Origin of the sequence: Pseudomonas veronii, from assembly GCF_001439695.1 — a bacterium.
GTDB classification, from domain to species: domain Bacteria; phylum Pseudomonadota; class Gammaproteobacteria; order Pseudomonadales; family Pseudomonadaceae; genus Aquipseudomonas; species Aquipseudomonas veronii.
This window is the reverse complement of sequence record NZ_JYLL01000008.1, coordinates 237,428-261,275: the sequence shown is the minus strand read 5'-3', so window position 1 is coordinate 261,275 and position 23,848 is coordinate 237,428. Positions and strand designations below refer to the sequence as shown.

Here is a 23,848-nt window from a genome sequence, read left to right as displayed (position 1 = left end):
TCAACTGGCCGGGGCGCAGCGACTATCCCGGCGTGAGCCTCAGCTGGACCAGCGTACATGCCGGCGAGCGGCTATTTGGCGACTACCCCGGCACCTGGGGCCTGATCCGCCTGCTGGAAAACGCCCAGGTCACGCCATTGGACGACGGCAACAGCCGCTACCGCCTGGCCCTCAAGGCGCCCGACGGCCTGAACCTGACGTGGCACCTGCGCACCGAACTGGATGCGGGGCCGCTGGCGTTGCTCAAGCTGCGTGATTTCAGGTTGCCGCAACAGATATTTCTCAATGAGGGCGCCGCAGAAGAACCCTATGCGCAGAACGGGAGTTTCGAACTCCGGTGAATCACTGCCGCCATCGGCGCGCTGACGTAACCAAGGAACACCCTTAACAGGTATTGGATACAAAGGATGTGTAATGCAAAAAATTAAAACGTATCTTCGGGACCATGGCCACGCTCCGTTCAAATTCGGCGAGGGGCGTATCAGCGGTTATATCTGCGCTGCGCTCGGGCTGTTGAGTCTGCTGGCCGTGTTGTGTTTTTTGCTTCCCGAGTGGCTGACCACGACCGAACTGCGCAAGGTTTACAACGAACAATTGGCGCGTAGCCTGCTACTGCTCGGATTGGTGCTCCTCATCTCCGCGGCGGTCTTTATTCCGCTGGAAAAGCTGTATGCCAAGAATGCGGTGCCGTGGTTATGGCGCTTCCATGCAGTACACCATTCGAGTACGGCGATGGATTGGCTGGCCGGCTCGCGTGTCCACTTTGTCGAAGTGCTATTGACGCGCACCGCCGTACTGATGCCGCTGATGTTGCTGGGCTTTTCTGCGCAGGCATTGAATGCCTATGTGGTGCTGGTCGGCGTCCGGGCGGTGCTGGCTCATGCCAATGTGTGCATCAAAGGTGGTTGGCTGGAATACGTATTGGTACTTCCACGCTACCACCATTGGCACCATGCCCGTCATCCAGACTACCGCTACAAAAACTATGCGATTCACCTGCCGCTGATCGATAGGGTGTTTGGAACATTCAAATTGCCCGCAAAGGACTGGCCAACGCGCTACGGAGTGTTTGGCGAGCCGTTGCCGGACGGCATTCTGCGTCAGCATCTATATCCATTCCAGAAGCGTGTGCAGACGCGCGGCAAGCATGAGGGTGTAACACAGCCCGCTGGCGTGAGCGAGGGGTCCGAATGAGCCTGCGCGCCTTGATCGCCCGCTGCCTTGGGGAGCGTGACGCACTGTCTGTCGCACACGAACACGCCGCCCACTGGCAACCCTGGCTACACCCCATCAGCACCGAATCCCCCGTCGGCGACGACCCCGGCTACGACGATGACTTCCAACGCATGCGCGAAGAAGTCAACAAACTGTCGGGTGCCGATGCCGAGCAGGTTGCCCAACTGGCGCAGAAGCTGCTGACCCAGCGCTGCAAGGACTTGCGCGTCGCCACGTACTACCTGTGGGCGCGCTTGCACAAAGACGGCGAACTCGGCTTGGCGGATGGCTTGAGTCTGTTGGCCGCGCTGGTGGAGCGCTTTGCCGACGCGGTGCTGCCCAGCCGTCCGAACAGCCGCAAGATGGCCCTGGAATGGTTGGCCAGTGGCAAGGTGTTGGACACGCTGTCGCTGTACCCGGAAGTGGTCAAGGCCGAAGCCGAGCGCACCGCCGCCGCGCTCGCCTGGCTGGAGCGCGGCTTGAGTGGGTGGGCGCCGGAGCAGCGTCCGGATCTGCAGCCGCTGTACGCGGCATTGTCGGCGCGACTTGCGCAGTCCGGCGGGATGGACGCATTGGTCCCGCAACACACCGCCAGCCTTGAGTCGACTGTGCATGCCAACGCGTCGCCGCCGACGATGATCAAATCCGGACGGGACCTGTTGGACAGCGGCCGGGCCCTGACGAGCTACCTGCGCGAGCAACCCTTGGGCTGGCTGGCCGCTCACCGACTGATGAAGAGCTTGCGCTGGGACACCGTGCATCTGACGCCGCCTCAGGAGGCCAACGGCAACACGCGCCTGACGCCGCCGCGTGCAGACTATCGGGCACAGCTCAAGCGTTTGTACCTGCAACAGAACTGGGCGGAGTTGATCGAACAGGTCGAGCGGATGTATGCCGAAGGCGTGAACCATTTCTGGCTCGACCTGCAATGGTACCTGTATCAGGCCTTGAGCAAACAACCCGCACCGCAGGACCGCTGGGCCGCTATCACCAAACGTGACCTGGGCATGTTCCTCGAGCGCCTGCCTGGCCTGGAGGTGCTGTGCTGGAGTGACGGCACCCCGTTCGCCGACGAAACCACCCGCGAGTGGATTGCCCAGCACGTCAGCGGCAACCAACCCCAGCAATGGCTGCCCGTACCCTCGGCGGCCGTGGCCAGCAGTGATGCGGACATCTTGTCCCTGGAAGGTGAGGCCGTGGCCCAGGCCGACAGCGACGGCGTGGATCACGCGCTGGCGTGGCTGGCTGCGCGGCCCGGTATCGACAGCGGGCGCCAGCGCTGGCTGCTGCGCTTGCTGATGGCGCGGGTGGCCGAACAGCATGGCAAGAGCGACCTGGCCATTCACCTGCTGGGGGAACTGGACGCCACCGCGCAACGCCAGGCCCTGGCCGACTGGGAGCCGGCGCTGCATTTCGAGGTCAAGGCGCGCCTGCTCAAGCTGCTGCGCGTGAAAGCCCAACGCAACGACGCCGACAAACCCAGCCTGGCGCGGCGCATGGAAACCCTGCTGGCGGCGCTGGCCGCCATCGACCCGGTACGCGCCGCCGTGCTGTGCGGCTAACCCTTATCTATCAGGAGTCGTTCTGTGAACATGGACAATCTCACACTGCGCTATTTCGATGCCGAAATGCGCTACCTGCGCGAGGCCGGCAAGGAATTCGCGGAGGCCTTCCCGGATCGGGCGGCACAGCTCAACCTGGACAAACCGGGGGCGCAAGACCCCTATGTGGAGCGCCTGTTCGAGGGCTTCGCGTTCCTGATGGGCCGCCTGCGGGAAAAACTCGACGATGACCTGCCGGAATTGACCGAAGGCCTGGTCAGCCTGCTCTGGCCACACTACCTGCGCACCATCCCGTCGCTGTCGATCGTCGAACTGGTGCCGGAACTGGCGCAGATGAAGCACAGCGAGTTGATCGCGCAGGGCTTTGAAGTGCTGTCGCAACCCATCGGGCCCCAAAGTACCCGTTGCCGCTACACCACCACCCAGGACCTGGCCCTGCGCCCGCTGGCCCTGGCCTCGGTCGGGCGCGGCTTCGCCCCGGATGGTCGCTCCGTGTTGCGCCTGCGTTTTGCCTGCGGCGCGTTGACCGACTGGAGCCAGATCGACCTGAGTCGCGTGCCGCTGTACCTGAATGCAGAAGGCCCTTTGGCCAGTGCTTTGCATCAGGCGCTGACCCTGAATGTGCAGGCGATGTTCGTGCATTGGCCCGGCCAGACCGAACGCCAGCCGGTGGCCGGGCATTTTGCGCCCAAAGGGTTTGCCGATGAAGACCGGCTGTGGCCCAAGGGCGACAGTGCGTTCAGCGGTTATCAGTTATTGCTGGAGTATTTCAGTTTCCGCGAAAAATTCATGTTCGTGACCCTGTGTGGCCTGGAGCACCTGCAGATTGCTCCCGACGCCGCCTGGTTCGAGCTTGAAGTGGTGTTGCGCGAACCCTGGCCGGCCGATTTCGACCTGAGCCGCGAGCATATCCGCCTGCATGCGGTGCCGGTGATCAACCTGTTCGCGCTGGAGGCCGATCCGCTGACCCTGGCACCGTTGCAAAGCGACTACCTGCTGCGCCCCATGCGTTTGCAGGACGGCCATACCGAGATCTATTCGGTGGACCGCGTGACCGCCTCGCGAAACGCCGAGCGCCAGGACTATGTGCCGTTCAGCAGCTTTCGCCACAAAGGCGGCATGCTGCGTGACGAGGCTCCCGAACGCTACTTCCATACGCGCCTCAAGCGCGCCGCCAATGGCTTGCATGACACCTGGCTGATCCTCGGCGGCGAGGGCTTCGACAGCGACCGCCTGCGCACGCGTGAAAGCCTGTCGTTGCGACTGACCGGCACCCACGGCCAATTGCCGCGCAAGGCACTGCAAAGCACCGTGCTCGACACGCTGGTGCAAAGCCCCCAGGCCGGTTTGCGGGTGCGCAACCTGTGTGCGCCGAGCTTGCCGTGCTACCCGCCGAACCGCGACCGCTTTCACTGGCGGGTGCTGAGTCACCTGGGCTCGAACTTCCTGCCGATGCTCGACAACGCCGAGGTGTTGCGCGGCACATTGGCCTTGTACGACTGGACGGGCAGCGAACTCAACCGTCGTCGTCTGGCGGCGATCGTCGAGGTCCGTCATCACTTGGTCCAACGTTTCGAGAAAGGCTTTTTGCTACGCGGCGTGGATATCGAGATCACCCTCGACGCCAACGGCTTTTCAGGGGAGGGCGACATCAGCCTGTTCGGCGAGATGCTCAATCGCTTCTTCGCCTTGTATGCCGACATTCATGTGTACACCCAGCTCACGCTGATCCTGCAACCTACTGGAAAGTGCCTGCGATGGAACGAGAATCACAGTCAGCGTATTCCCGGCTGAAAGCCAGCGGTTTGCTGGATGCCTTACAGGGCCAGGTGGCCGAGGCCAATCTGCAGCGTTTTTGCCAGTTGCTGGAACAGGCCTTGCCCGACCATCCGCCGCTGGGCAGCACCGCGCACCCGGCGGATGACGCCGTGCGCTTTCGGCCCGATCCGGGCATGGGCTTTCCGGCCGGCGAGTTGAAGTCGATTGAAATCGATGAAGCGCACCCGGAGCGAGCGGCGACGGTACGCACGCGCTTGCTTGGGTTGTACGGGGTCGATTCGCCGATGCCGACCGTGTACCTGGATGACATCGCGCAGCGTCGGGAGGGGCATGAAGCGCTGGAAGCCTTCCTGGATATGTTCAATCACCGGATCTTCACCCAGTTCTACCGGATCTGGCGCAAGTACTCCTACCCGGCGACGTTCGAAGCGGGTGGCACCGATGCCACCTCGCAATGCCTGCTGGGCCTGATCGGCCTGGGCATTCCCGGCACCGCGCAACAGGTCGCCACGCCGGTCTCGCGCTTTCTGGCCTTGCTCAGCGTGATGCGCCTGCCCACGCGGAATGCACAAGGCATCGTCGCACTGGTCAAATTGCTCGCCCCCGACACCCAGGTGCAGGTGACTCCGCATTGGCCGCAGAACATTACGTTGGCGGCGCCGGCCAGCCTCTCCCGGCAACGTCCGGTGAGCCTGGCCCAGGGCACGCCGCTGGGGCGTATCGGCCGCGACGCCAACAGCCAGTTCGGTCTGACGCTCTATACCGAGCACGCCCAGGAAGCCCGTGGCTGGCTCCCCGACGGCCAGCTACACCGCGACCTGCGGGTGCTGTTGCGCGTTTACCTGGGGTGGCGTTGCACGGCGAAACTGCGCTTGTCGCTGCCGTTGCACAGCCTGCCTGCGCCGGTGTTGGGGCTGGCCACCCTCCGGCTCGGCATGACCGGTGTGCTGGGCTTGGGAGGCAGCGCCTGGCGCACGACGGAACACGAGACCCTCACGATCAACCTGGGGCGCTACCAAGGCCTTTCGATTAACCCGCGCAACAGGGAGACACAGCATGTCGCGTACCGTTTTTAATCTTGTGCTGCTGGCGGCTTTCACGCTACCGCTCGGCGGTTGTGGGTTGGCCCAGACCGTGGCGGATGGCACGGCATCCACCGCCAAGGCGATCTTCTACAAGCAGGTCAACACCCTGCATCTGGATTTCAGCGCGCGCACGGCGCTGAACACCGATGCCACGGACATGCGTGCGTTGTCGGTGCCGACCCTGGTGCGGGTTTACCAATTGCGCGACAGCAAGGCGGTGGAGCTGGCGACCTACGAAGGCCTGCTGGGCGATGACGAGCGCTTGCTCGCGCGTGCGTTACTGGACAAACACTCGGTGGTGGTAAAGCCCGAAGAAGGCGCTCAGCTGAACGTGCCGATGGACAAGGACGCGCAGTTTGTCACGTTGGTGGCGTTGTTTCGCGACCCCGATACCCGGCAGAACAGCTGGCGCCTGACATTGACGCGTGACGACCTCGACCCGGATCGCGCACGGGTGATCGAACTGGGCGATAACCGCTTGATCCTGCGCCCATTGACGAAGGATTGAGCCATGACCGAGTACACCCCTTCGCTCTACGAACGCCTGTTGCAGAATTTCGCCGGTGAACTGGACCTGCAGCGGGTCTGCGAGGCGGACCAGCACACCCTCTCGGTGCTGGACAACCTGCAGCGCATCCTCAGCAGCCGAGCGGGCGCGCTCAGCCATCTGCCGGATTACGGGCTGCCGGACATGGGCCTGATCCTGCAAGGGTTGCCCGCCACGGCCCAAGGCCTGATCGGCGTCATGACCGACACGTTGCTCAAGTACGAGCCGCGTCTGGCGGCGATCACCATCGAGCTGCTGCCCCAGGTGCTGCCGGGGCATCTGGAGTACGCCCTGGACATGCAATTGAAGGATGGGCAGCACGTGACCTTCGGCACCCGCTTGACACCCGAAGGCCGGGTGCTGGTGCGTCACTTGAAGCGACAGCATTACCTGTCGAAGCCTTGAACCGATAACGCAAGGGAAACCCGATGACGGCGTTGTTTGAGATGCGTATTCAAGTCGGCGGTGATCCGCGCGGCTTCAGTGAGTTCATCGCTTTGCGCGAGGAATTGGCCAAGCTCAGCCATCCCGCCTGCCCGGATGTGGACTGGGCCAAGGTCGAGCAAGGCTGCCTTGCGCTGTTCCAGCAAAACGGCGCGGAGTTGCACAGCGCGTGCTTTTACACCTTGGCTCGCGGCCAGCGTCATGGGGTCGAGGGCATCACCCAAGGTGTGGCGTTGATCGAGGCGCTGGGCGGTGAGTGGGTGCGCCTGTGGCCGCCGATGGCGTCGGCGCGCGTGGACTTGCTGGGATGGTTGTTCGAGCAACTGCAACTGGTGCTGCGCAGCCGGGCGATGACCGCCCACGGCGTGCCCGCGCTGGTTCAATTGGACCTTGAGTTGGCCCGTTTGCAGGTGCGTTTGCGGGCTCATCTAGACCACCCTCTACAACCGCTGCACGCCCTGCGCTATCAGGTCGGCGGCTTGATCCAGCGGCTGGAGCAAAGCCCCGCGCCGGACGGCACGATGCTCGCGCCGCTCAGGTTGCCGGCGCCGGCGCTGGTGAGCCCCGTGGTGATCCTGCCGCCACCCGCAGTGGTGGCGCGCCGGCCACGCATCGCGCTGTGGGGGCTGCTCGGGGCGCTGATCGTTGCCTTGCTCGCAGGGATCGGTTGGCGCATGTGGTTGGCCGGTCCAGGCACTGAACCCCTTATGCCCGACCCCGTTCGACTGGACAGCCTGTCGCTGTTCGATGCCGGCAGTGCCACGCTCAAGCCAGGCTCGGCCAAGGTGCTGATCAATGCCCTGGTCGACATCAAAGCCCAACCCGGCTGGCTGATCGTGGTCGCCGGGCATACGGACGCGACCGGTTCCGTCGAACAGAACCTGGCGCTGTCCCATGCCCGCGCCTCTGCCGTGCGCGACTGGATGCAGCGCATGGGCGACATCGCCGACAGTTGCTTTGCCGTCCAGGGCTTCGCGGCCAGTCAGCCGATTGCCAGCAATGAAACCGACGTCGGGCGCGCCGCGAACCGTCGCGTGGATATTCACCTGGTGCCGCAGACAGGGGCCTGCGGCGAGGCCACGGTGGCCGTGGACTGAGCGCTATTTCATCGCATGCTCGACCACCTGTGTCGCACGCGGCGCAGCCCGCAGACACTTGGTCAAAGCCTGCTGCACATCCGCCAGCAGGTCGGCGATGTCCTCCAGCCCGACCGACAGGCGCACCAACCCCTCGCTGATCCCGTGTGCTGCCCGCTCCTCTGGGGTGTAGGTGGAGTGGGTCATGCTCGCCGGGTGTTGGGCCAGGGACTCGGCATCGCCCAGGCTGACCGCGCGGCTGAACAGCTTGAGTGCGTTCATGAAGCGCCGGCCGGTCGCGATCCCGCCTTTGAGCTCGAAGGCAATCATCCCGCCGGACATCCGCATCTGCCGCGCCGCCAGTTCGTACTGGGGAAATGAGCGCAACCCCGGGTACGTCACGCGCTCGACGGCGGGGTGGGCCTGCAAGGCTTCGGCCACTGCCTGGGCGTTGCTGCAATGGCGGTCCATGCGCAGGGCCAGGGTCTTGAGGCCGCGCATCAGCAGCGATGCGTCCTGCGGGGACATGACCGCACCGGTCAGGTCTTTGAGCCCTTGCAGACGAATGCGCTGCGCCAGTGCATGGTTGCTCACCGCAATGCCGGCGGTGATGTCGCCATGCCCGCTGAGGTACTTGGTGGCCGAATGCACGACCACATCGGCGCCCAACTCCAGGGGGCGTTGCAGGTAGGGCGTGCAGTAAGTGTTATCGACCACCACGATGACGTTGGGCTGCTGGTGCGCCAGCGTAGCAACGGCGGCAATATCGACCAGTTGCAGGTTGGGGTTGGCCGGGGTTTCGCAGTAGATCATGCGCGTGGCCGGGGACAGCGCGGCGTGCAGCGCATCCAGGTCGGTGAGGTCGACATGGCGCACCTTGATGCCGAACTCCGCGATGCCATGGTGCAGCAGGGCGAAAGTGCAGCCGTAGAGCGTCTGGCTGACGATCACCTCATCGCCGGGGCGCAGCAGGGTCCAGAAGGTGGCGGCAATCGCGCCCATGCCGGAGCTGAAGGCGACGGCGGCCTCGCCGTTTTCCAGGGTCGCCATGCGCGCTTCCAGCAGGGCCAGGGTCGGGTTGGAAATGCGTGTGTAGAAGTGCCCGCTTTCTTCACCGGCAAAACACGCGGCGCCGTATTCTGCGGTGGGGAAGGCGAACGTGGCGCTGAGATAGATCGGCGGTACGAGGGCGCCGTGGTGGTCCTTGGGGTCGTAACCGTGGTGGATGGCACGGGTGGAAAAGCCGAATGCATTGTGTTTATTGTTCATGTCGGACACTCCTTATTTCCTACAATGCTATGCTCATAACCACAGCTGAACTTTGCAATATTTGCTGACAAATCCCGCGCAATGGGATGAAACCTTCCTAAAAATAATGATTAGAGGCACGTTATGCCCCTCAGTCTGGATCGCACTGACAAGGCGCTTTTAAACGCACTGCAAGGCAACGCCCGCTTGACCGTGGCCGAGCTCGCCGAGCGCGTGTCCCTGACCACCTCCCCGTGTTGGCGGCGGGTCAGGAACCTGGAAGAGAGCGGGGTGATCAGCGGTTACCAGGCGATCCTGTCGCCCAAGGCGTTGGGCTATGGGGTGACGGCGTTTGTCAGCATCATGATGGAGAGCCATACCCAGGAAATTGCGCGGGCGTTCGAGCAGCGCTTGCTCGACATTCCGGAAATCGTCGCCTGCCATAACGTCTCGGGGCGCTATGACTTCCTGCTGGAAGTGGTGGCCAAGGACCTGGAGTCGTTTGGCGAATTCGCGCGGGAGGTGTTGCAGACATTGCCGTGCGTCAAAGAGATCTACTCGAGCTTTTCCTACAAATCGGTGCGGCCTTTGCGCGTGATTCCGCTGCCGCGCTGAGGGGCTGAGCCCGTGGGCACATTGGCTACCTGATCTTTGCCGGAATTGGCTATTTCTCCTGAGTGCTGCGCTGACTAATCTGGCCACCAATTTCCAGTGTTCAGGAGCTCTACCATGCAACCCCGTACCGATTTCTACACCGCTTCCCCAGACGCCATGAAAGCCATGCTCGCCCTGGAAACCGCAGTGGGCAAACTGTCCATCGAACTGCCCCTGCTGGAACTGGTGCGCCTGCGCGTGTCGCAGATCAATGGCTGCGCCTTCTGCCTCGATATGCACACCGCCGATGCGCGCAAGGGCGGTGAGACCGAACGCCGCCTGTACACATTGTCGGCCTGGCGCGAAACGCCGTTCTTCACCCCGCGTGAACGCGCCGCCCTGGCCTGGGCCGAAAGCCTGACCCTGGTCAGCCAGACCCGCGCCGCAGACGAAGACTACAACGCACTCGCCGCCGAGTTCAGCCCCCAGGAACAGGTCGATCTGAGCGTCGCCATCGCCACCATCAACAGCTGGAACCGCCTGGCGGTGGGCTTTCGCAAGATGCCCAAGTAAGCCCGGGGCCGTGCGCGGTCAGAAGTTGACCGAGGCACTCAGGCGCGCGGTCAGCGGCGCGCCCTGGAACAGGTAGTCATCGCCCATGTACTCGCCCGCGTCGCGCCAGTAGCGTTTGTCGAACAGGTTGTCGACACTCAGGCGAAACACCGTTTCATAGCCATCGACTTTGGTGGTGTAACGGCTGCCGACGTTGACCACCGCATAGTCCCCGACCTCGACGTTGCCGCTGCGGTTGGCGTACTTCTTGGCGCTGTATTGCACGCCGCCCAGGACCGCCAGGCCGTTGACCCACGGCAGCGCGTAGTCGGCGTAGACACTGGCGCGCAGCTTGGGCACGTTGATCGCCTGGTGGCCTTCGTAGTCCGGCGTGCCGCTGCCGCTGACCCGCGCCCGAATCGCCGCGACGCTGGTGGCGATCTGCAGGCGGTCGGTGGCCCAACCATTCGCCGACAGTTCTAGCCCGGTGTTCTTCTGTTCGCCTTGTTGCACGTAGGTGAAACTCCCGGCGCCATCTGGCTTGGCGTACTGGTAGGCCTGGCGCGTCTGGAACACGGCCGCGGCGAAGCTGATGCGGCGCCAGTCGTATTTCACGCCGGCTTCTATTTGTCGCGACACGGTCGGGGCCAGGGTCTCGTCCGCGTTGTTCGCGAACCACGGCGCCGTGCCGCCCAGGGACAGGCCCTTGCTGTAGCTGGTGTACAGCGAGATGTTTTCAATCGGCTTATAGATCAGCGAGGCCTGGGGCAGGAACACGTACTGCTGGGTATGGCGCGCCTGGTCGCCATTGCTGTCAAAGGCTTGTTCATCGAGGCGCACTTCGCGACCGCCGAGGAGGGTTTGCCACTGCTCGTTGAAGCGGATGCGGTCGGTGACGAACACGCCGTACTGGCGGCTGTCGAGGGTGCGATGGCTGTCGTTCAGCGGTACGTTGGTCGGCGCAAACGTCGGCGCGTCCTGATTGATATTGCCGCTGCCGATGTACTCGTTGACCGCCTTGCGCTTGTCGATCACCCGGCGAAACGCGCTGGTGCCGAAGGTCAATTCATGGCCCAGGCCGGCGGTGTCGAACAGCCCGGTCATGGCCGCCTGCACTTCATCGTCGCGGCGGGTGTCGTCGGGGCTGCGGTAGTCGTAGATGTCGTAGTTGCCGTCTGAGCCGAAGTAGTTTCCGACCCCGTTCGTGTCGCCGCCCCAGGCGAACGAACTGTAGTCATCGATCACCACCTTGCTGCGCGCCGCGCTGACACTGCCTTTCCACTGGTCGCTGAAGCGGTATTCGAACTTGCCGTTGAGGTTCAGCGAATCGATACCGACCTGCTTGGAACCGCTTTGATGGCCCAGCAGCTGTTTCGGCGATGCATCGTGGGGCACTTCACTGCCGCCCAGCAGTTGGTAGCCCGGCACCGAGCGCTGTTGTTTGTTCTGGTATTCGGCATCCAGTTGCAGCACCGCGTCGGGGCTGATGTTCCAGTCGAACGCCAGGGACAGGAAGTCGCGCTGGCCGTTGGCGTGTTCCACGTAGGAATTGAGGTCTTCATGGGCCACGTTGGCGCGCAGGCCGAACTGCCGCTCGCTGCCGAACCAGCCGCCGACGTCGGTGGCGATATAACCGCTGCCGCGGTCGTCGGTGGACACCGTCACCGAACGCACGTCTTGCGGGCGCTTGGTCACGTAGTTGATCACGCCGCTGGGCTCGGAGATCCCGCTTTGCAGGCCGGCCAGGCCCTTGAGTACTTCCACCTGCTGTTTGTTTTCCAGGGCGACGTTCTGCTCGCCGGTGATGGTGCGGCCGTTGATCTTGTAGCTGCTCGCCGCGTTCAGCGAGAAGCCGCGCACCACGAAGTTTTCGTAGTAGCCGATCGGCGCGTAGCTATCGCCCACCGAGGCGTCGTTGCGCAGCACTTCGCTGAGCAGGCGGGCTTGCTGGTCCTTGATCAGGGCGGCGTTGATCACGCTGATCGAGGCGGGAGTGTCCAGCAGCGGCGCTTCATTGAAACCGCCGACCGAGGCGGTTTCACTGCGATAACCGGACTCATCCTGGCCCTGGACCTGTACCGCCGGCAGTTCAATTTCCGCAGCCAGGCTGCTGCCGATGCCACCGCTGAGCAGCAGGCCGAGGGCGAAACGTGACGTGACGACGGGGCGAAAACGCAGAACCATGGGGCAAGGCCTTAAAGCGCAGGACGGGGGGCGCATAAGCTAGGCATAAGTGCGCGCATTTACAAGGATTCGCGCATTGAGACATCCGGTCTCAGCGCGCACGCCGATTTATGTGCGCCTCGACAGCCCTGGCGTGCATCTGCGATAGACGAGGCTTCTCTCATCGTTGCAGGAGGTCGTCATGAGTACCGCTGGAAACCTCATCGCTGGAAAAGTTGCGCTGGTGACTGGCGCCGGGCAGGGCATCGGCCGCGCCATCGCCCTGCGCCTGGCACGGGACGGTGCCGATATCGCGCTGGTGGATATCAATGGCGCCAAGCTCGAAGCCGTGGCTGCTGAAATCGTCGCGGCAGGGCGCAAGGCCTCGGTGTTCATCGCCGACGTGTCCAAGCGCGAACAGGTGGTGGCCGCCGTCGAACATGCATACCAGACCCTCGGTGGTTTCGACATCATCGTCAACAACGCCGGGGTGGCGCAGATCGATTCACTGCTGGACGTCAGCCCCGAGCAGGTCGAGCGCACCCTGGGCATCAATGTGCAGGGTGTGTTGTGGGGCATCCAGGCCGCCGGCAAGAAGTTCAAGGCGCTCAAGCAGAAGGGCAAGATCATCAACGCCTGCTCGATCGCCGGGCATGAAGGTTTTGCCCTGCTGGGCGTGTACTCGGCGACCAAGTTCGCCGTGCGCGCCCTGACCCAGGCGGCGGCCAAGGAACTGGCCAGCGCCGGGATTACGGTCAATGCTTATTGCCCGGGCGTGGTCGGCACCGATATGTGGGTCGAGATCGACAAGCGCATGGCCGAGATTACCGGCGCCGAAGTCGGTGCGACCTATAAGAAGTATGTGGACGGGATTGCCCTGGGCCGTGCGGAAACGCCTGAGGATGTGGCCGGGCTGGTGTCTTACCTGGCGGGGCCGGATGCGGACTACATGACCGGCCAGTCGCCGTTGATCGATGGTGGGATTGTGTACCGATAACGCGGTTCAAAGGTGGGAGTGGGCTTGCCCGCGAAGGCGGCGGTTCAGTCACGGCATCGGTGGCTGATACACCGCCATCGCGGGCAAGCCCGCTCCCACATGTTTGACCGTGCTGGGTCAGATATGTTTGCCCGGCATGTCGATGCCCAGTTGGTTGACCCGGCGATACAGGGTCGCCCGCGAAATCCCCAGCGCCTGGGCCGTCGGCGACGGCTTCCAGCGATGCCGGATCAGTGCATCCAGCACCACCTGGCGTTCCGGGCTGACACGTTGTTCCACGTCGGCCTCGATCTGCTCGCCGCGCACCTCCACGGGCAAGTCTGCCAGTTGGATGGTGCCGCCGTCGCACACCGCACAGGCATACGCCAGCACATGGCGCAGTTGTCGCACATTGCCCGGCCAGGCATAGCCGAGCAGTACCTCCAGCGCGGCGGGGCCGATGCCCACGGAGATTGCGCCGCTGTGCGCCTCCTGTTCCAGCAGCCGATTGATCAAGGCTAGCTTGTCGCTGCGCTCGCGTAAGGGCGGCAGGCAGAACCGTGCACAGCCCAGGCGAAAGTACAGGTCTTCGCGAAAGCGCCCCTCGCTGACCAGCACCGCCAGGTCGCGGTGGCTGGCGCAGATCACCTGGATATCCACCGCACGGGTTTTTGCCGCACCCAGCGGCGCCACTTCACCTTCGGCCAATACCCGCAGCAAGCGCGTCTGCAGGGCCAGCGGCATATCGCCGATTTCATCGAGGAACAGCGTGCCGCCATCGGCCTGCAACAACAGCCCGGGCATGCCCTTGTTCGACGCGCCGGTAAAGGCCCCGGCGACATAGCCGAACAGCTCGCTTTCGATGAGGTTTTCCGGGATCGCCGCGCAGTTCACCGCCACGAAGGGCCCGTCGCGACGAGCGCTGCGCTCATGCAGTTGGTGCGCGAAGACTTCCTTGCCGGCGCCGGTTTCACCCTGCACCAGCACCGGCAGGTTGCGGTCCTTGACCCGCAAGGCCAGGCGCAGGTGTTCTTCCACCCGGGGGTCGACCTGATTGTTTACGGCCTTCGCTGGACGCGCCGGCTTACGCCGCGGCGCGCTGACCCGCACATGCAATGCGCCGGGCTCGCCCAGCCAGTGCAGCTGTTGCGCCGATTGATCGGTGACCGCGCGCAACGCATCCAGGTCGAAGACCTCGCCGATATGCGCCGGCACCTGGCCAAAGCGCCGACGCAGGGCCTGGCGCGCCTTGCTGTTCAACGCATGCAGGCGCCCATCCTGGTCCCAGGCCAGCAGCAGGTCGGGCTGGCTGTCGACATAGCCTGGCGTGCTGTGGGCCTGGAGCACCCAGTGCTGACGGGCGCTGTGCATGAAGAAGGCATTTTCGATGGCTTGTGCGCTCTGCGCCACCATCTGCCGCACCAGATGCTGGCTGCGCCGGTCATCCGGGGATTTGAGCGCCGAGGCGTCCATCACCCCCAGCAGGTTGCCCTGGGGGTCGAAGATCGGCGCGGCGGAGCAGGTCAGCCCGATAAATGCCGCGCGAAAGTGATCGCGCTTATGCACCGTCACGGCAGCCTTGCTGGTCAGCACCGTGGCCACGCCGCAGGTGCCTTCTTCGGCTTCCGACCAGCAGGTGCCCAGGTACAGGCCGGCCTTGCGGCAATCGGTGCGAATCGCCGTGTCCACGCGGTGGTCGATGGTCTGGCCCTGGGCGTCGGTGAGCATCACGCAGTAGTCGGCATGGCGCACGCGGTGGTGGAGTTGGCCGACTTCTTCGCTGGCAATGTGCATGAACAGTTCGGCGCGCTCACGGCATTCCTTGAGCAGCGGTTCACTGAGAATGCGTGGCCCTTGCAGCGAGCCAGGGTCGAGGTGGTGTTGCTCCATGGAACGGCGCCATGAATCGAAAATCAGCGACGGCACCGGAGCCTGGGGCAGGCGATCGGCATTGCGGACCACGCGACTGACGCAGTCGACATGGTCTTTGGAGTTCGCGGCGAGCATAAGGCCTCCGGTTCTCGATCTTTTGTTGTTATGCCCGCCATTAAGCGCGCATGCGCGCAGGGGGACAAGGGCGGCCTGACCAACTGCCCGGTGTGAGACGCAGCGTCTCATCCGGCCGCGCACGCCACGGGCAGGTTGCAATGGCGCGTCTCATTCTGTGGTTGGCGGCCGCCACCGCACAACCGTATGGCACTGCTCTGGATCAAGCCTGTGCGAGGTTTTTCGAGGCGTTGGCACAGGCTGTGCTGAAGGTCTTGCAACTGGCTGCAGCCAGCCTTTTGTGTGTCGAGACAACCTGGAGAACAACAAGATGTCCACTCACCTGTCCACTGATCAACTGCTCCATGCCTACACTGTGATGCGTACCATCCGCGATTTCGAGGAACGCCTGCACGTGGAATTCGCCACTGGCGAGATCCCAGGTTTCGTCCACCTGTATGCCGGCCAGGAAGCCAGCGCCGCCGGGGTCATGGCCCACCTCAACGATGAAGATTGCATCGCCTCCAACCACCGTGGCCACGGCCACTGCATCGCCAAGGGCGTGGACGTGTTCGGCATGATGGCCGAGATCTACGGCAAGAAAACCGGGGTGTGCGGTGGCAAGGGCGGTTCCATGCACATTGCCGACCAGGAGAAAGGCATGCTCGGCGCCAACGGCATCGTCGGTGCCGGCGCGCCCTTGGCGGCCGGGGCGGCGCTGGCCTCCAAGCTCAAGGGCAGCCAGGGCGTGGCCGTGGCGTTTTTCGGCGACGGCGGCTCCAACGAGGGTGCGGTGTTCGAGGCCATGAACCTGGCCGCAATCATGAAACTGCCGTGTCTGTTCGTGGCTGAAAACAACGGCTACGCCGAAGCCACCGGCTCGGGCTGGTCGGTAGCGTGCAAAGACATCGCCGAGCGCGCCGTGGGCTTCGGCATGCCGGGGGTGATCGTCGACGGCAATGATTTCTTCGCCGTCCACGCGGCCCTGGGGGTGGCCGTGGAACGTGCGCGCAGCGGCCAGGGGCCGACGCTGGTGGAGGTCAAGTTGAGCCGTTTCTACGGCCACTTCGAAGGCGACGCGCAAACCTATCGCGGCCCCGACGAAGTGAAGAACCTGCGCGAATCCCACGATTGCCTGGTGCTGTTTCGCCAACGCTGCAGCGCCGAAGGCTGGCTCGATGCGGCGCAGTTCGAGCGCATCGACGCGGAGGTCGCGCAACTGATCGAAGACGCCGTGCGCCTGGCCAAGTCCGATCCCAAGCCCCAGGCCGCAGACCTGCTCAGTGATGTCTACGTCGCTTACCGCTAATCGCCACCCACTACAAAAATAATCCGTGGAGAATTGATCATGGCTCGCAAAATCAGTTATCAGCAGGCAATCAACGAAGCCCTGGCCCAGGAAATGCGTCGCGACCAGAGTGTGTTCATCATCGGCCAGGACGTGTCCGGCGGCACCGGCTCTCCCGGCGAGCAGGATGCCTGGGGCGGCGTGCTCGGCGTGACCAAGGGCCTGTACCCGGAGTTTCCCGACCGCGTCTTGGATGCGCCGTTGTCCGAAATCGGTTACGTCGGCATGGCGGTCGGCGCGGCCACCCGCGGCATGCGCCCGGTGTGCGAGTTGATGTTCGTCGACTTTCTCGGCTGCTGCCTCGACCAGTTGCTCAACCAGGCCGCCAAGTTCCGCTACATGTTCGGCGGCAAGACCGCCACGCCGCTGGTGGTGCGCGCCATGTACGGCGCCGGCCTGCGCGCCGCCGCGCAGCATTCGCAGATGCTCACCTCGATGTGGACGCACATCCCCGGCCTCAAAGTGGTGTGCCCGGCCACGCCCTATGACGCCAAGGGCATGCTGATCCAGGCGATCCGCGACAACGACCCGGTGATCTTCCTCGAACACAAAATGCTCTACAGCCTGCAGGGCGAAGTACCGGAAGAGCTGTACACCGTGCCTTTCGGCGAAGCCAATTACGTGCGCGAAGGCAATGACGTGACCCTGGTCACCTACGGGCGCATGGTGCATATCGCCCTGGAAGCCGCTGCCAACCTGGCGCGCCAAGGCATCGACTGCGAAGTACTCGACCTGCGCACCACCAGCCCGCTGGACGAAGACAGCATCCTGGAAAGCGTGGAGAAGACCGGCCGCCTGGTGGTGATCGACGAGTCCAACCCGCGCTGCTCGATCGCCACCGATATCAGCGCGCTGGTCGCGCAGCGCGGGTTTTCGTTCTTGCGCGCGCCGATCGAAATGGTCACCGCGCCGCACACGCCGGTGCCGTTCTCCGATGCGCTGGAGGATCTGTACATCCCCAACGCAGCGAAGATCGAAGCCGCGGTGTTGAAGATCGCCGATAAGAGGACTGCCGCATGATCCATATCTTGACCATGCCCAAGTGGGGCTTGTCGATGACCGAAGGCCGCGTGGATGTCTGGCTCAAACAGCCGGGCGACCGGGTGGAGAAGGGCGAGGAAGTGCTCGACGTGGAGACCGACAAGATCTCCAGCAGCGTCGAGGCGCCATTCAGTGGCGTGCTGCGCCGCGTGCTGGCGCTGAGCGACGAGACCTTGCCGGTGGGCGGGCTGCTCGGGATCGTGGTGGAGGGCGAGGCCACGGAAGCCGAGATTGATGCGGTAATCGAGGGTTTCCAGGCCAGCTTCGTGTCGAGTGCGGCCGAGGCGCAAGCGTCCGGGCCCAGCGCGCAGAAAGTCGAGGTGGGCGGGCGGCTTTTGCGTTATCTCGACCTCGGTGAGGGCGGCACGCCGTTGGTGCTGGTCCACGGGTTTGGCGGCGACTTGAACAACTGGCTGTTCAACCACCCGGGGTTGGCGGCGCAGCGCCGGGTGATCGCCCTGGACCTGCCGGGCCATGGCGAGTCGGGCAAGCAACTGCGCAGCGGCGATGCCGACGAGTTGAGCCAGGCGCTGCTGGCGTTGCTCGATCATCTCGCGCTCGACCGCGTCCACCTGGCCGGCCACTCAATGGGTGGCCTGGTCAGCCTGACCGTGGCGCGCCAGGCCCCCGCGCGGGTCGCCTCGCTGACCCTGATCGCCAGCGCCGGGCTCGGCGAAGAGATCAACGCGGACTACTTGCACGGCTTCACCGACGCGACTAACCGCAACGCGCTCAAGCCGCACTTGATTCAACTGTTCAGCGACCCGGCGCTGGTCACGCGGCAGATGCTGGAGGACATGCTCAAGTTCAAGCGCCTCGAAGGCGTGGATCAAGCGTTGCGCCAGCTCAATGCCCAGCTGTTCGAGGGCGGGCGGCAGCGCCTGGATCTGCGCAATATTGTCGGGCAGCAGCCAAGCCTGGTGATCTGGGGCAGCGACGACGCAATCATCCCGGCCCGACATGCCGAGGGGCTTGAGGCTCAGGTGGAAATCCTGCCGGGGCAGGGGCATATGGTGCAGTTGGAGGCGGCGGAGCGGGTCAACCAGTTGATGGCAACCTTCCTCAACTCCCAGCCTTGATGCAGTCCAATGTGGGAGGGGCGGTGCGACGATTCGACTTGCCCCCGATAGCGGTGTCTCAGTCAATATTCCTGGTGACTGACCCATTGCCATCGGGGGCAAGCCCCCTCCCACCATTTAGAGTGCATTTCAAAAGTTGGAGGCGGCGGAGCGGGTCAACCAGTTGATGGCAACCTTCCTCAACTCCCAGCCTTGATGCAGTCCAATGTGGGAGGGGCGGTGCGACGATTCGACTTGCCCCCGATAGCGGTGTCTCAGTCAATATTCCTGGTGACTGACCCATTGCCATCGGGGGCAAGCTCCCTCCCACCATTTAGAGTGCGTTTCAAACGGCGCGCTTGAGGGTTTCGCTCGGCAGCTCCTTGAACAACGCCCGGTAGCTATTGGAAAACCGCCCCAAATGCCAGAACGACCAGTTCATCGCCACTTGCGCCACTGTGGCCGCGGCTGAACTCAACAACTCCCGCCGCGCCCCGTTCAAGCGGCGCAAACGCAACCACTGCGCCGGGCTCATTCCGGTGTAGGTCTTGAAGCCTTGTTGCAACTGGCGCAACGGCACGCCGGCGATCTGCGCCAGCTCCAGCAGGTTGACGGTGTCATCCGGTGCATCGACCGCCCATTCGCCGATGCGCGTCATCAGCCGGCGCTCTTCGCTGCGGCGCTGCAATGACTGGCGGTCCAGGCATACGCAGGCGTTGTCGAGAATGAACAGGCAATCGTCGAGCAACTGCTGGGTGAGGGCATCGCGGCTGATCGGGTCGGTGGTGCCGGACAACCGTGTGAGCGTGCCACTGAGCCAGCGGCTGAATAACGCATTCTGCTGGCAGGTCAGCGGCGCCATGAACAACCCTTCGAGTTTCGCCACATCCAACCGATGGCGCTGCACAAACTGCGGCCCGAATACCACCGCCACTTCACGGTAGTTCTCCGGGGTGATCCAGGTGTTGCGGCTCTCGCCATTGAGCAGGTACAGCGCGTTGTCGCTGCCGTCGAAACAGAACGCCAGGGCCCCCGGCGGCGCGTTGAAATGCTGCTCCACCCGGGTGTTCATGCTCTCTTCGTAGACCTCCACGCCGTGCAGGTCGAGGTAGCGGATCTGCCCGGCAAAATGCCCGGGGGACATCTGCTGGTAGTGCTGCACCCAGCCGGGTGTCGCACGGCATTGAGCGGCCACATCACCGGTGGTGAAGGCCTGTACGCGCAAAGCGGTTGCCTGTGTCATGGGGGGAACCTGCTCGCACTCTATTGGTGCGTTGTGTTCGGAGCAAAGTGGATAGATGCCGTGGCGCGGCGAGCCCAAGATAGACCTCAATGCGCCGGAAGTACAAGCCGGTGCAGTCTCCCACCCATGACGAGGTCCTTATGAACGCCCCCTTCGATCAGCTGTCCGCCTGGCTGAAAGAACACAAGATTACCGAGGTCGAATGCGTGATCAGTGATTTGACTGGCATCGCACGCGGCAAGATTGCGCCCACCAACAAGTTCCTGCATGAGCGAGGCATGCGCCTGCCGGAAAGTGTGTTGCTGCAAACGGTAACCGGGGACTTTGTCGACGACGATGTCTACTACGACCTGCTCGACCCGGCCGACATCGACATGGTCTGCCGCCCGGTGGCCCACGCCACCTACGTGGTGCCATGGGCGATTGAACCGACCGCCATCGTGATCCACGACACCTTCGACAAGCAGGGTAACCCCATCGAGCTGTCGCCGCGCAACGTGCTGAAAAAGGTGTTGCAGCTCTACGCCGAGCAGGGCTGGCAGCCGATTGTCGCGCCGGAAATGGAGTTCTACCTGACCCAGCGCTGCGATGACCCGGACCTGCCGCTGAAAACCCCGGTCGGCCGCTCCGGGCGGGCCGAAACCGGTCGCCAGTCGTTCTCCATCGACGCCGCCAACGAGTTCGACCCACTGTTCGAAGACGTCTACGACTGGTGCGAAGCCCAGGGCCTGGACCTCGACACACTGATCCACGAAGACGGCCCGGCGCAGATGGAAATCAACTTCCGCCACGGTGACGCCCTGGATCTTGCCGACCAGATCACCGTGTTCAAACGCACCCTGCGCGAAGCCGCGCTCAAGCACAATGTGGCCGCGACCTTCATGGCCAAGCCGGTGGCCGACGAGCCGGGCAGCGCGATGCACCTGCACCAGAGCGTGGTCGACATCGCCACGGGCAAGCCGGTGTTCGTCGACGCCGACGGCCAGATGAGCACGCTGTTCCTGCACCACATCGGCGGCCTGCAGAAGTACATCCCCAAGCTGCTGCCGATGTTTGCGCCCAACGTGAATTCGTTCCGCCGCTTCCTGCCGGACACCTCGGCGCCGGTCAACGTGGAATGGGGCGAAGAAAACCGCACTGTCGGCCTGCGCGTGCCGACATCGAACCCCGACGCCATGCGCGTGGAAAACCGCCTGCCCGGCGCGGATGCCAACCCGTACCTGGCGATCGCCGCCAGCCTGTTGTGTGGCTACCTGGGCATGATCGAAAAGATCGAGCCGAGCGCGCCGGTGGAAGGCCGCGCCTATGAGCGGCGCAACCTGCGCCTGCCGATCACGCTCGAGGATGCGCTGGTGCGTATGGAGGAGTGCGCGACGGTCAAGCAATACCTGGGCGACAAATTCGTGCGCGGCTACGTCGCGGTCAAACGCGCCGAGCATGAGAATTTCAAGCGGGTGATCAGTTCCTGGGAGCGTGAGTTCCTGCTGTTGAGCGTCTAAACAATCATAAAGGGGTGTCGATATGCGTCTGATGAAAAAACTTCTCCCGCTGGCCCTGGTGGCAGCATTCAGCAGCGCCGCGCAGGCGGAGCCGACGGTCAGTGTCTACAACTGGACCGACTACATCGGCGAAACCACCTTGGCCGACTTCCAGGCCAAGACGGGGATCAAGGTGATCTACGACGTGTTCGACTCCAACGAAACCCTGGAGGGCAAGCTGCTGGCGGGGCGCACCGGGTATGATGTGGTGGTGCCGTCCAACCACTTCCTGGCGCGCCAGGTCAAGGCCGGCGCGTTCCTCAAGCTCGACCGCGCGCAGTTGCCCAATTTCAAGAACCTCGACCCCAAGCTGCTCAAGCTGCTGGAGAAAAACGACCCGGGCAACGCGCACTCGGTGCCGTACCTGTGGGGCACCAACGGCATCGGCTACAACGTCGACAAGGTCAAGCAGGTGCTCGGCATCGACCATATCGATTCGTGGGCGGTGCTGTTCGAGCCGGAGAACCTCAAGAAGCTCAACCAGTGCGGCGTGGCCTTCCTCGACTCGGCGGATGAGTTGTTCCCGGCGATCCTCAACTACATGGGCAAGGACCCGCGCAGCGAGAACCCTGAAGACTACAAACAGGCGCAAGCCAAGCTGTTGACGCTGCGGCCTTACATCACCTACTTCCATTCCTCCAAGTACATCTCGGATTTGGCCAACGGCGATATCTGCGTGGCGTTCGGTTATTCCGGCGACGTGTTCCAGGCCGCCAACCGCGCCAAGGAAGCCAAGAACGGGGTGAACATTGCCTATTCGATTCCCAAGGAAGGCTCCAACCTGTGGTTTGACCTGCTGGCGATCCCCGCCGATGCGAGCAACCCGAAAGCAGCCCACGCGTTTATCAACTACCTGCTCGACCCTGAAGTCATCGCCAAAGTCAGCGCCTCGGTCGGCTATGCCAACGCCAACCCGGCAGCCAAGGCCTTCATGGATCCGGAACTGGTGAACAACCCTGAGGTGTACCCGTCCCAGGCCGTGCTCGACAAACTCTATATTTCCACCACGCCGACCCCGGCGACCATGCGCCTGATGACCCGCGCCTGGAGCAAAGTGAAGACCGACAAATGATCCAATCGAACGACCACGCCCGGTCCTATTACCGGGCCTCGGCCAATGCCATGCCCGAGCGTCCGGCCTTGGCCGCCGACTTGAGCGCAGATGTGTGTGTGATCGGCGGTGGGTTCACCGGGGTCAATACCGCCATCGAACTGGCCCAGCGCGGGCTGTCGGTGATCCTGCTGGAGGCGCGGCGCATCGGTTGGGGCGCCAGCGGGCGCAACGGCGGGCAATTGATTCGCGGCATCGGCCACGACGTGTCGGGCTTTGCCAAGTATGTGGGCGAGGAGGGTGTGCGTTATCTGGAGCGGGCCGGGATTGATTCGGTCACGTTGGTGGGGGAACGCGTTCGCACGCAGGGTATCGATTGCGACCTGCGCTGGGGCTTTTGCGAACTGGCCAATACCGCGGCGCAGTTCGCTGCGTTCAAGGGCGAGCAGGAGCGCCTGTCGGCGCAGGGCTACAACCATGAGCTGCGTGTGGTGGGGCCGCAGGATATGCACCAGGTCGTCGGCTCGCAGGTCTATGCCGGCGGCCTGGTGGACATGGGGTCCGGGCACCTGCACCCATTGAATCTGGTGTTGGGCGAGGCGCGGGTGGCCGAATCCCTGGGGGTGCGGATTTTCGAGCACACCTCAGCGTTGGAACTGCTCCACGGCGACACCGTGCAGGTGCGCTGCGCCGGCGGTACGGTGCGCGCGGCCAATCTGGTGCTGGCCTGCAACGCGCACCTGGAGGAACTGGAGCCGCGCTTGAGCGGCAAGGTACTGCCCGCCGGCAGCTACATCATTGCCACCGAACCGTTAACGGCGTTGCTGGCCGAGCAATTGATCCCGCAGAACCTGGCGTTGTGCGACCAGAAAGTCGGCTTGGACTACTACCGACTGACCGCCGACCGACGCCTGTTGTTCGGCGGCGCCTGCCATTATTCGGGGCGTGATCCGCAGGACATCGCCGCGTATATGCGACCGAAGATGCTCCAGGTATTCCCGCAACTGGCCAATACCGCGATCGAGTTCCAGTGGGGCGGCAAGATCGGCATCACCGCCAATCGCTTTCCCCAGGTCGGGCGGCTAAAACAGTACCCGAACGTGTTGTATGCCCAGGGCTATTCCGGCCATGGGCTGAACGTGAGCCATTGGTGTGCGCGGCTGCTGGCTGAAGCCATCCATGCCGGGCACAGCCAGGGCCTGGAGGTGTTCAGCCAGGTGCCGCACATGACCTTTCCGGGCGGCAAGGTCTTGCGCTCGCCGTTGTTGGCGTTGGGGATGCTGTGGTATCGGTTGCGGGAGACCCTGCAGTGATGAGCTGCCGCCGCATGGGGGCGGTTGGA

General features: G+C 63.7%; 21 protein-coding genes. 17 read left to right on the top strand and 4 right to left on the bottom strand.

All coding sequences use genetic code 11. The features are described 5' to 3' along the window. The 8 genes from TU80_RS33050 to TU80_RS13675 all read left to right on the top strand — a co-directional run. A partial coding sequence (locus TU80_RS33050; RefSeq protein WP_082643841.1) for a type VI secretion IcmF C-terminal domain-containing protein occupies positions 1–341 on the top strand: 341 nt, incomplete at its 5' end. A gap of 73 nt (positions 342–414) precedes the next feature. Then, entirely contained in the window at positions 415–1,194 is a 780-nt protein-coding gene (locus TU80_RS13705) for a sterol desaturase family protein (RefSeq protein ID WP_082643840.1), read from the top strand. Then, positions 1,191–2,777, top strand: a complete 1,587-nt coding sequence (tssA, locus tag TU80_RS13700; protein ID WP_057004704.1) for a type VI secretion system protein TssA — start codon at positions 1,191–1,193, stop codon at positions 2,775–2,777. The genes TU80_RS13705 and tssA overlap by 4 nt, the downstream gene beginning before the upstream one ends. Positions 2,778–2,801: 24 nt before the next feature. After that, on the top strand, positions 2,802–4,571 hold the full coding sequence (tssF, locus tag TU80_RS13695) for a type VI secretion system baseplate subunit TssF (RefSeq protein ID WP_057004703.1): 1,770 nt from the start codon (positions 2,802–2,804) through the stop codon (positions 4,569–4,571). Further along, a complete protein-coding gene (tssG, locus tag TU80_RS13690; RefSeq protein ID WP_057004702.1) occupies positions 4,535–5,632 on the top strand; it encodes a type VI secretion system baseplate subunit TssG in 1,098 nt (365 codons plus the stop codon). Before tssF ends, tssG begins: the two co-directional genes overlap by 37 nt. Beyond that, a complete protein-coding gene (gene tssJ / locus TU80_RS13685; protein WP_046383722.1) occupies positions 5,613–6,149 on the top strand; it encodes a type VI secretion system lipoprotein TssJ in 537 nt (178 codons plus the stop codon). Before tssG ends, tssJ begins: the two co-directional genes overlap by 20 nt. Positions 6,150–6,152: 3 nt before the next feature. Further along, entirely contained in the window at positions 6,153–6,593 is a 441-nt protein-coding gene (gene tssE, locus TU80_RS13680; protein WP_057004701.1) for a type VI secretion system baseplate subunit TssE, read from the top strand. Positions 6,594–6,616: 23 nt separating this feature from the next. Continuing rightward, positions 6,617–7,729, top strand: a complete 1,113-nt coding sequence (locus tag TU80_RS13675) for an OmpA family protein (protein WP_057004700.1) — start codon at positions 6,617–6,619, stop codon at positions 7,727–7,729. Positions 7,730–7,732: 3 nt separating this feature from the next. Here TU80_RS13675 and TU80_RS13670 read toward each other — a convergent pair whose 3' ends face one another. Next, on the bottom strand, positions 7,733–8,977 hold the full coding sequence (locus TU80_RS13670) for a methionine gamma-lyase (RefSeq protein ID WP_057004699.1): 1,245 nt from the start codon (positions 8,975–8,977) through the stop codon (positions 7,733–7,735). 123 nt (positions 8,978–9,100) lie between these two features. Here TU80_RS13670 and TU80_RS13665 point away from each other — a divergent pair, with 123 nt between their 5' ends. Next, the gene (locus tag TU80_RS13665) at positions 9,101–9,571 is read left to right on the top strand and encodes an Lrp/AsnC family transcriptional regulator (RefSeq protein WP_017846578.1); all 471 of its coding nucleotides are present in this window, start codon (positions 9,101–9,103) and stop codon (positions 9,569–9,571) included. A gap of 114 nt (positions 9,572–9,685) precedes the next feature. Then, positions 9,686–10,123, top strand: coding sequence for a carboxymuconolactone decarboxylase family protein (locus TU80_RS13660; protein ID WP_046383718.1), 438 nt, complete (start codon positions 9,686–9,688; stop codon positions 10,121–10,123). A gap of 18 nt (positions 10,124–10,141) precedes the next feature. On the opposite strand, the gene TU80_RS13655 is transcribed toward TU80_RS13660, so the two are convergent. Beyond that, complete coding sequence (locus TU80_RS13655) at positions 10,142–12,286, bottom strand: TonB-dependent siderophore receptor (protein WP_057004698.1); 2,145 nt, start codon at positions 12,284–12,286, stop codon at positions 10,142–10,144. A gap of 181 nt (positions 12,287–12,467) precedes the next feature. On the opposite strand from TU80_RS13655, the gene TU80_RS13650 reads away from it, so the two are divergent. Then, positions 12,468–13,262, top strand: a complete 795-nt coding sequence (locus tag TU80_RS13650; RefSeq protein WP_017846575.1) for an acetoin reductase — start codon at positions 12,468–12,470, stop codon at positions 13,260–13,262. A 117-nt stretch (positions 13,263–13,379) separates the two neighbouring features. On the opposite strand, the gene TU80_RS13645 is transcribed toward TU80_RS13650, so the two are convergent. Next, positions 13,380–15,248, bottom strand: coding sequence for a sigma-54-dependent Fis family transcriptional regulator (locus TU80_RS13645; RefSeq protein ID WP_057004697.1), 1,869 nt, complete (start codon positions 15,246–15,248; stop codon positions 13,380–13,382). 310 nt (positions 15,249–15,558) lie between these two features. Here TU80_RS13645 and TU80_RS13640 point away from each other — a divergent pair, with 310 nt between their 5' ends. The 3 genes from TU80_RS13640 to TU80_RS13630 are packed head-to-tail and all read left to right on the top strand — an operon-like array spanning position 15,559 to position 18,695. Further along, on the top strand, positions 15,559–16,536 hold the full coding sequence (locus TU80_RS13640; protein ID WP_046383715.1) for a thiamine pyrophosphate-dependent dehydrogenase E1 component subunit alpha: 978 nt from the start codon (positions 15,559–15,561) through the stop codon (positions 16,534–16,536). 39 nt (positions 16,537–16,575) lie between these two features. Next, a complete protein-coding gene (locus TU80_RS13635) occupies positions 16,576–17,595 on the top strand; it encodes an alpha-ketoacid dehydrogenase subunit beta (protein WP_017846572.1) in 1,020 nt (339 codons plus the stop codon). Then, positions 17,592–18,695 (top strand): acetoin dehydrogenase dihydrolipoyllysine-residue acetyltransferase subunit, encoded by a 1,104-nt coding sequence (locus TU80_RS13630; RefSeq protein ID WP_017846571.1) that lies wholly within the window; start codon positions 17,592–17,594, stop codon positions 18,693–18,695. Before TU80_RS13635 ends, TU80_RS13630 begins: the two co-directional genes overlap by 4 nt. A gap of 325 nt (positions 18,696–19,020) precedes the next feature. Here TU80_RS13630 and TU80_RS13625 read toward each other — a convergent pair whose 3' ends face one another. Next, positions 19,021–19,917, bottom strand: a complete 897-nt coding sequence (locus TU80_RS13625; protein ID WP_046383712.1) for a helix-turn-helix domain-containing protein — start codon at positions 19,915–19,917, stop codon at positions 19,021–19,023. A gap of 140 nt (positions 19,918–20,057) precedes the next feature. Here TU80_RS13625 and TU80_RS13620 point away from each other — a divergent pair, with 140 nt between their 5' ends. From TU80_RS13620 to TU80_RS13610, 3 genes are read left to right on the top strand one after another with little or no spacing between them, the layout of a single operon-like run. Continuing rightward, positions 20,058–21,416, top strand: coding sequence for a glutamine synthetase family protein (locus tag TU80_RS13620; RefSeq protein WP_046383711.1), 1,359 nt, complete (start codon positions 20,058–20,060; stop codon positions 21,414–21,416). Positions 21,417–21,438: 22 nt separating this feature from the next. Further along, complete coding sequence (locus TU80_RS13615) at positions 21,439–22,527, top strand: polyamine ABC transporter substrate-binding protein (RefSeq protein ID WP_046383710.1); 1,089 nt, start codon at positions 21,439–21,441, stop codon at positions 22,525–22,527. Beyond that, a complete protein-coding gene (locus TU80_RS13610) occupies positions 22,524–23,819 on the top strand; it encodes an NAD(P)/FAD-dependent oxidoreductase (protein WP_057004696.1) in 1,296 nt (431 codons plus the stop codon). Before TU80_RS13615 ends, TU80_RS13610 begins: the two co-directional genes overlap by 4 nt. The last annotated feature ends 29 nt before the right edge of the window (positions 23,820–23,848 follow it).

Coding starts and splice junctions, on each gene's coding strand:
- TU80_RS13705 (WP_082643840.1), top strand. CDS start 415: ATGCAAAAAATTAAAACGTATCTTCGGGACCATGGCCACGCTCCGTTC.
- TU80_RS13645 (WP_057004697.1), bottom strand. CDS start 15,248: ATGCTCGCCGCGAACTCCAAAGACCATGTCGACTGCGTCAGTCGCGTG.
- TU80_RS13650 (WP_017846575.1), top strand. CDS start 12,468: ATGAGTACCGCTGGAAACCTCATCGCTGGAAAAGTTGCGCTGGTGACT.
- tssJ (WP_046383722.1), top strand. CDS start 5,613: ATGTCGCGTACCGTTTTTAATCTTGTGCTGCTGGCGGCTTTCACGCTA.
- TU80_RS13675 (WP_057004700.1), top strand. CDS start 6,617: ATGACGGCGTTGTTTGAGATGCGTATTCAAGTCGGCGGTGATCCGCGC.
- tssG (WP_057004702.1), top strand. CDS start 4,535: ATGGAACGAGAATCACAGTCAGCGTATTCCCGGCTGAAAGCCAGCGGT.
- TU80_RS13665 (WP_017846578.1), top strand. CDS start 9,101: ATGCCCCTCAGTCTGGATCGCACTGACAAGGCGCTTTTAAACGCACTG.
- TU80_RS13635 (WP_017846572.1), top strand. CDS start 16,576: ATGGCTCGCAAAATCAGTTATCAGCAGGCAATCAACGAAGCCCTGGCC.
- TU80_RS13640 (WP_046383715.1), top strand. CDS start 15,559: ATGTCCACTCACCTGTCCACTGATCAACTGCTCCATGCCTACACTGTG.
- TU80_RS13670 (WP_057004699.1), bottom strand. CDS start 8,977: ATGAACAATAAACACAATGCATTCGGCTTTTCCACCCGTGCCATCCAC.
- TU80_RS13620 (WP_046383711.1), top strand. CDS start 20,058: ATGAACGCCCCCTTCGATCAGCTGTCCGCCTGGCTGAAAGAACACAAG.
- tssA (WP_057004704.1), top strand. CDS start 1,191: ATGAGCCTGCGCGCCTTGATCGCCCGCTGCCTTGGGGAGCGTGACGCA.
- TU80_RS13610 (WP_057004696.1), top strand. CDS start 22,524: ATGATCCAATCGAACGACCACGCCCGGTCCTATTACCGGGCCTCGGCC.
- TU80_RS13615 (WP_046383710.1), top strand. CDS start 21,439: ATGCGTCTGATGAAAAAACTTCTCCCGCTGGCCCTGGTGGCAGCATTC.
- TU80_RS13625 (WP_046383712.1), bottom strand. CDS start 19,917: ATGACACAGGCAACCGCTTTGCGCGTACAGGCCTTCACCACCGGTGAT.
- tssE (WP_057004701.1), top strand. CDS start 6,153: ATGACCGAGTACACCCCTTCGCTCTACGAACGCCTGTTGCAGAATTTC.
- TU80_RS13655 (WP_057004698.1), bottom strand. CDS start 12,286: ATGGTTCTGCGTTTTCGCCCCGTCGTCACGTCACGTTTCGCCCTCGGC.
- TU80_RS13630 (WP_017846571.1), top strand. CDS start 17,592: ATGATCCATATCTTGACCATGCCCAAGTGGGGCTTGTCGATGACCGAA.
- TU80_RS13660 (WP_046383718.1), top strand. CDS start 9,686: ATGCAACCCCGTACCGATTTCTACACCGCTTCCCCAGACGCCATGAAA.